Source organism: Lyngbya sp. CCY1209 (assembly GCF_055795065.1).
On sequence record NZ_JAYFER010000401.1, the window covers coordinates 1 to 5905 of the forward strand.

Sequence of the window (5905 nt, forward strand, 5' to 3'; positions counted from 1 at the left end):
TATTCGGGCTTCAAGTTCCGTCACAGAGGGTTTTAGACCCCAGTTTGCAGATCAGGGAGACGAACGATGGACCGTCAAAAAAATGAAGAAATTGTTAAGCGAGTTGGACAACTGGTGGAGGAGAGAACAGGCCGATCGCTCACAGCTATTCAAATCGGCATTCTGCGAGAATCCCCAGAGCAACATCGACATTGGCGGTTCGACCCAAACTTAAGTTGGTGTGATAATAAACCTCCGGGAGTTTCTCTCTAAAATTCCTGGAGGTTTTGGATGTTTTCTACGTTAGGTTTAGACTAAGCTAAACAAAATTGAAGTAATCAGCTTTAATGTTCAAATCGGAAACATCGGCGACGATACCGATCAATTCATCTTTGCCCGCAGTATCGAGGAAAATAGCCGTGCCTTCGGGCATTCCTTGGGGTGAATTTTTGAGAGTGTAGTTTTTGGCTTTACCGTGGAGTTGGATGATGTCTTCATCGGTATTGAAATTGCGAATCAAGGCATAATCGCCTTTGCCTGCGTTATTTTTCTTGCCATCGTTGTAAAATACTTTGCGGCGATCGCCCAAGACAAAGGTATCTTTGCCATCTTGCTCCTTCCACCAGTCATAGTCATCATCCCCGCCGGTGAGGACATCTTGCTCGCCCTTACCAGGACGAGCGGTTTTCGGGTGAACACCGATCAAGGTGTCGGCACCCGAATCTCCCCACAAAAAGTCATTACCTTTACCGCCTTGGAGTAAGTCATTACCTTCTCCACCGCTGACTGCATCATTGCCAATCATACCTAGAACGGTGTCGTTGCCGCTGCCACCCCAGAGGATATCTCGGCCCTTGCCACCATCAATATAATCTTTACCACCATCTCCTTGGATCAGGTCGTTACCGCCCTCGCCATAAAGTTTGTCGCCAGAATCTTCCTCATCATCCAAACGGCGCTGCACGATACCACAAAAAAAACCGTCTCCACCCAGAATTTCATCATTGCCCGATCCTCCTTTGACGACATCGCGACCTTTGCTCGCATGAAGATAGTCGTCGCCCGCTGCACCAGTGATGGTATCGTTGCCTTCATAACCTCTTAAGTAATCCTTCCCTTTAATGCCTTTGAGTTTATCATTGCCTTCATCTCCATACTCAAAGTTTTGGTACTTTGACCACCAATCCTTGCCATCGTCGGAGGTGGCAAAGTTTTGCGTCCAGTAAGAGTGGTAACGATAGTAACCCGGGTCATTTTTTCGGAAGTAGTAACCCACACCAATGTCTTCATAATCTGGGTCGAGAATGTTTGATCGGTGTCCACTACTATCCATCCAATCCTCAACGACTTCCTTGGGTGTGGATTGACCAGCGGCAATATTTTCTCCCGAGGTTTCGGCTTTATAACCGGTTTTCTCAATGCGATCGCCACAAGAAGAATCATCTTTTCCCGTATGACTGTAGAAGTCTTTCTGTGCCATATTCCGGCTGTGGGTTTGAGCCGCTGTGTTGAGCCTGCCCTTGGACTCCAAAGGCTCTAAGCCGAACCGTTCGCGTTCTTTGTTAGTCAGTGCGATAACTTGTTTGACAAATTTTTGATTGGTTGTTCCAGCCATAATCTTAGCCTCCTTAAATTCGATGAATTTGTTGGCACATTTTGGGCTTCAATCAGGGTTTGCTACGAATCGGTTTTAGGAGTGCGATCGCCTCACTCAAAATCACCTTGTTGGTTTGGAAAAGGCGATCGCCAATGGCTCCTGAGCCAGAATCCGCCGACTAAAAATCATCCTCAAGAATCCAAGCGTGACCCCATTGGTCGTCTTCGCTCTCGATCTCAGCGTTGCGCGGATTGCTTAAATAAACCCAAAAATTTCTATCTCCCTGATAGTAATTGTTGCCGTAAATAGGAACTCTAATTTTTTTGGTTTTTTGACCTAGTTTAAAGGTAATAGTACCAGATTTGTGGCGGTAGTCGAAAGCGCTCCAGGCAGTATCATTCACTGTTTGATAATCTACTTTAACACTTTGAGTAGGGCGGGTATCTAGGGTGACTTTAAATGTGGCTCTTTTGGTGCGATCGCCCTCTGTTATGGAAATGTCATTTATTTTAACTGAGGGGGTGACTGTAAGGTCGTCTTCGATAATCGAACCATAACCCCATCCATCGCTGATTTCAGCATTGCTAGGATTGGTTAAATTCACCCAAAAACCTCTATTTCCTTCATTGAAGTTATCGCCGTAAATGGGGACTCTAATTTTTTTGGTTTTTTGACCTGGTTTAAAGGTAATAGTACCAGATTTGTAGCGGTAGTCGTCACCGCTACTGGCAGTATCGCTCACTGTTTGATAACCGACTTTCACTGTTTCAGTAGCGCGGGTGTCGAGAGTGACTTTAAACATGGCTCTTTTGGTGCGATCGCCCTCTTTAATCGAAATGTCATTAATTTGTATTGAAGGTTGTCTATTGCCGCTTCCACTTTTACCGTACAAGTATTGAAGAGCCTTAATGTCTAACGACTGATAATCTTGAGGTAATGGAAACTTATTGTTATAACTCATAACCGTCCAGTTTGTATTATCTTTTGAAGCTGGCAAGAAAGGTCCATTGTCATCCTTGTTATAGAAGCCAGGATGTTTTAAGCCCAAAGCATGACCGATTTCATGGGCTACAGTATCATAGCTGTCTTGATAGTCATTATCAAGGAAAACATCTCCTCCTGCATAAGAGTTAGATGGATAATAAGCAAAGGAAAGATTTCCATCGGTTTCTACACCCATAAAAACCATAATAGGCGGATTGTTATATGAATATGATGTTTCCACAAAATCGATGGGTATAATTTTCTCCAAGTCATTCAAAACTTTTCTGACCATACTCTGTCCACTATGATTCAGTGGATAGAGATGCTTATTGCCATACTTCTGTAAAGGCTCGCTATCATAACCATCTCCATCAGCTACTACAAATCCGTAAGTTATTTTATTGTTCAAATCATTCATGTTCCATTTGGTGGAACCTATCAGAGAATCTATATCATTTTTACCTGTTTTTGTAACATTTAAAATGGATGATTTTTCAATTAAAATTTTATCGTTATATAAAAATACTATTTCCCCATCATCCTCTACCTTCATTCCCCAAAACTCAGGCAAACTCAACTCCTCGCCCAACACAAAACTCGCAAATATTTCCCCCTCATCTCCAGGGGTATCGCTACTATTAATTTCCCAATCTAAATAATGACCGAACTCTTCAACAATTACAGAAGCGATCGCCCCGACATTACCCGAGTTTTCCGACACAAACTCCCGCGCCAAATAAATCGTTTCCGTCTCTCCAGCAAAAGCACCATTCGCCCCTTTAATAAAATCGCAATCGACAATCTCAATTCCTTGCAATACCTCTACATCTCCCCCAGATAAAGCCGACATTAAGACATCCGCTTTTTGAGCATCGTAACGATTGCCAAACGCCAACCTCATCTCAACTTCAAACTCAGGTGTATCGGCAAAATCTTGCAGCAACTCCTGAACTGTTGGCAAGACTCCATACACCATTTTCTCAATCGCACGGGTATCATCCGTCAGCACATCTTCGCTGTCTTCCGGGGACATTTCCTCAGTATAGCCAGTCAGTAAATCTCTACCACTACCGGAGTCGATAACAGCGGAATCTGTTAATAATAAATAGTCTCCACTCGCGATCGCTTCATTTCGGCTATTTAAAAGCAATTCTGCCTGTGCTGCTTCTCCATGATCATTGGGAGTCGTTTCTTCCGGCAATCCCCAGGCGATCGCTCCAGCCAGCGGAGAACTGGAAATGAAAGCGCGATCGCACCCCAAACCCAAATTCTCTTTCTCAATCTGGTTGAGGCCCAGAATATCTGTTTCTGGAACGAAAAAAGCAGTTTCCGAGTTCAAAATGCTATCCATTGTTCGTACCTGCTAATTTGCTTTTTCGTGGAATTCATCTCTCTTATTTCCCAATCAAATGTACTACAACCACTTGACCCAAAAGTCACCATTTTTATCAGTCGCTGGAATCGCTTGAGCATTCAAGCCTGACCAGCCTCCAGCACCCAGAAAGTTAACTGTCGCATCTGGATCACTGGCGGCGATCGTGTAAGAAAATACGGAGGGCTCACTTACTAGGTTTGCCGAAAAGACTTTCTCTGCATCTACACTCCCAAAAAAGTCCTCATTGTATGCTTTAAACTGAAATTTACCTTCTTCTAGTTTTGCTTTGGGTATGGGTACAAATTTAACGCCAGATGTCAGGCCGTCAAACCCCATAATTTCGACTCCTTTCGCTTCTTTTTCGGGGTTATCATAGGAGACGGTAAACAAGGCGTATTTATGGTGATCAACTTCTTTGGGCCCCGCAATTTCAATGTTTGCTTCCTTGGTTTCTACATCTTCATCACACCAATCTATACCCAGGTGCTTTCTGAGATTTTTCATGACATTATTGCGATTATTGTTTGGCAATTTATCGTCAATAAAACGGACAATAGAACTGCTTAAATCTGAGAAAAAAGGAACTGAATTAACTCCATTGCCAAGAAACTGTTTGAATATGTCATCATTTTGTTTTTTGGTTCGCTCAAGGGCATCAAAAACTTTGGGATTGATGAAAATTTCGTTGTCGTCCAAAAATTTATTGAAGCGAGTCTGTTTTCGGTAAAAATTTAGCATTGCATCTCCCGCTTTTTCACTTAAAAAACTGAGAGTTTTTGAAGCGATCAAGTCGTTCAATTTTTGATCATCTCCTAAGACTAATAAGCAAGCATATTCGGTAAATTCCAACCCCATTTGTACAGCAGTCAAAGGAGCTAAACTTGGCAGAGGCGGTATCCAACTGAGAACGCTATTGATTTGCTCCACAGTTGCACAAATCTGTTTGAATATCTTGCATGGGTCTAATAAATCTATATCACAGCAATCTGTATCTTCACCACCATCATCGTTTTTAGGAATGGGAGGAAGCGTCATAAATACTTCACCATTTAAGGAAACATCTATCTCTTCATTTTTTTTCCTTTTAATTTCCCACTCGTTTTTATTTCCATCTATTTGTAAATTAATTTGAGAACCGTTGTTTTTGATGTCAAGTGTAAAAGAACCTTTGATGTTTGATGAACGACCTGCCAAATAACGAATTTGTTCAATCCCTTTTTCTTCTGACAAAGTCGTCGTGAATTTACCGCCGTCAGAACCTTTTAGTTCCAACTTGACGTTGCCATTTGCTAAACTTTTAGAAATCGGTTCTCCAAAGGTTACTAATTTGCCCAAATCACTGGGAACATTACCAGAAATCAAACTATATTCTAAATCTGAGGGTTGCACTTTCTCAACAATTCCCAAGATTTTACCTGTTTTTTTGACGGTAATTAATGTGCCTTCTTTGATTTTTTCTAGCTTCACTTGATCGGCAGTTAAGTTATTGCCAAGAACAATAAAGTCTGTCGCCTTATCAAAATCTGTAATTCGATCTGCCAGTGTTTTTTTACTGGTTTCTGGTGTCAGGAAAAATACATCACTGGCAGAACCACCTGTAAGAATATCCCGACCGTTTCCTCCAACCAAAACGTCACTGTTTTCGTTGCCCAATAGCGTATCATTACCTTCATTTCCCTGAATAAAGTCCCAACCTTTACCACCCAGTAATTTGTCATTACCATTATTTCCATTCAGCGTATCATCACCCGCTTGACCGTTAATTATATCGTCTTTTTTTGTTCCGTTAATCAGATCATCTTTTGCTGTACCCTCAATCGTTTTATTATCTTCAACTGGCGATTTTTTCGGAGCAATTTTTTTTACCTGTCCACCGTTGGTTTTGACGATGCTGTCAAAAGCCGTCAACCGAGGCAGTTGCACCACGCTGCCTTTTCCATTGGATGTCACATCCACGTCCCCGCTAATTC

General features: G+C 42.2%; 4 protein-coding genes. 1 reads left to right on the top strand and 3 read right to left on the bottom strand.

The features are described 5' to 3' along the window. Positions 1–214 (top strand): hypothetical protein (locus tag AC0QHF_RS12030; RefSeq protein WP_324704457.1); only part of this gene is annotated, 214 nt, incomplete at its 5' end. Between the two features lie 84 nt (positions 215–298). On the opposite strand, the gene AC0QHF_RS12035 is transcribed toward AC0QHF_RS12030, so the two are convergent. The 3 genes from AC0QHF_RS12035 to AC0QHF_RS12045 all read right to left on the bottom strand — a co-directional run. Beyond that, entirely contained in the window at positions 299–1594 is a 1296-nt protein-coding gene (locus AC0QHF_RS12035) for a CAP domain-containing protein (protein ID WP_324704458.1), read from the bottom strand. A gap of 160 nt (positions 1595–1754) precedes the next feature. After that, on the bottom strand, positions 1755–3911 hold the full coding sequence (locus AC0QHF_RS12040) for a Calx-beta domain-containing protein (RefSeq protein ID WP_324704459.1): 2157 nt from the start codon (positions 3909–3911) through the stop codon (positions 1755–1757). Positions 3912–3974: 63 nt separating this feature from the next. After that, on the bottom strand, positions 3975–5905 hold a 1931-nt coding region (locus AC0QHF_RS12045), incomplete at its 5' end, for a calcium-binding protein (protein ID WP_324704460.1).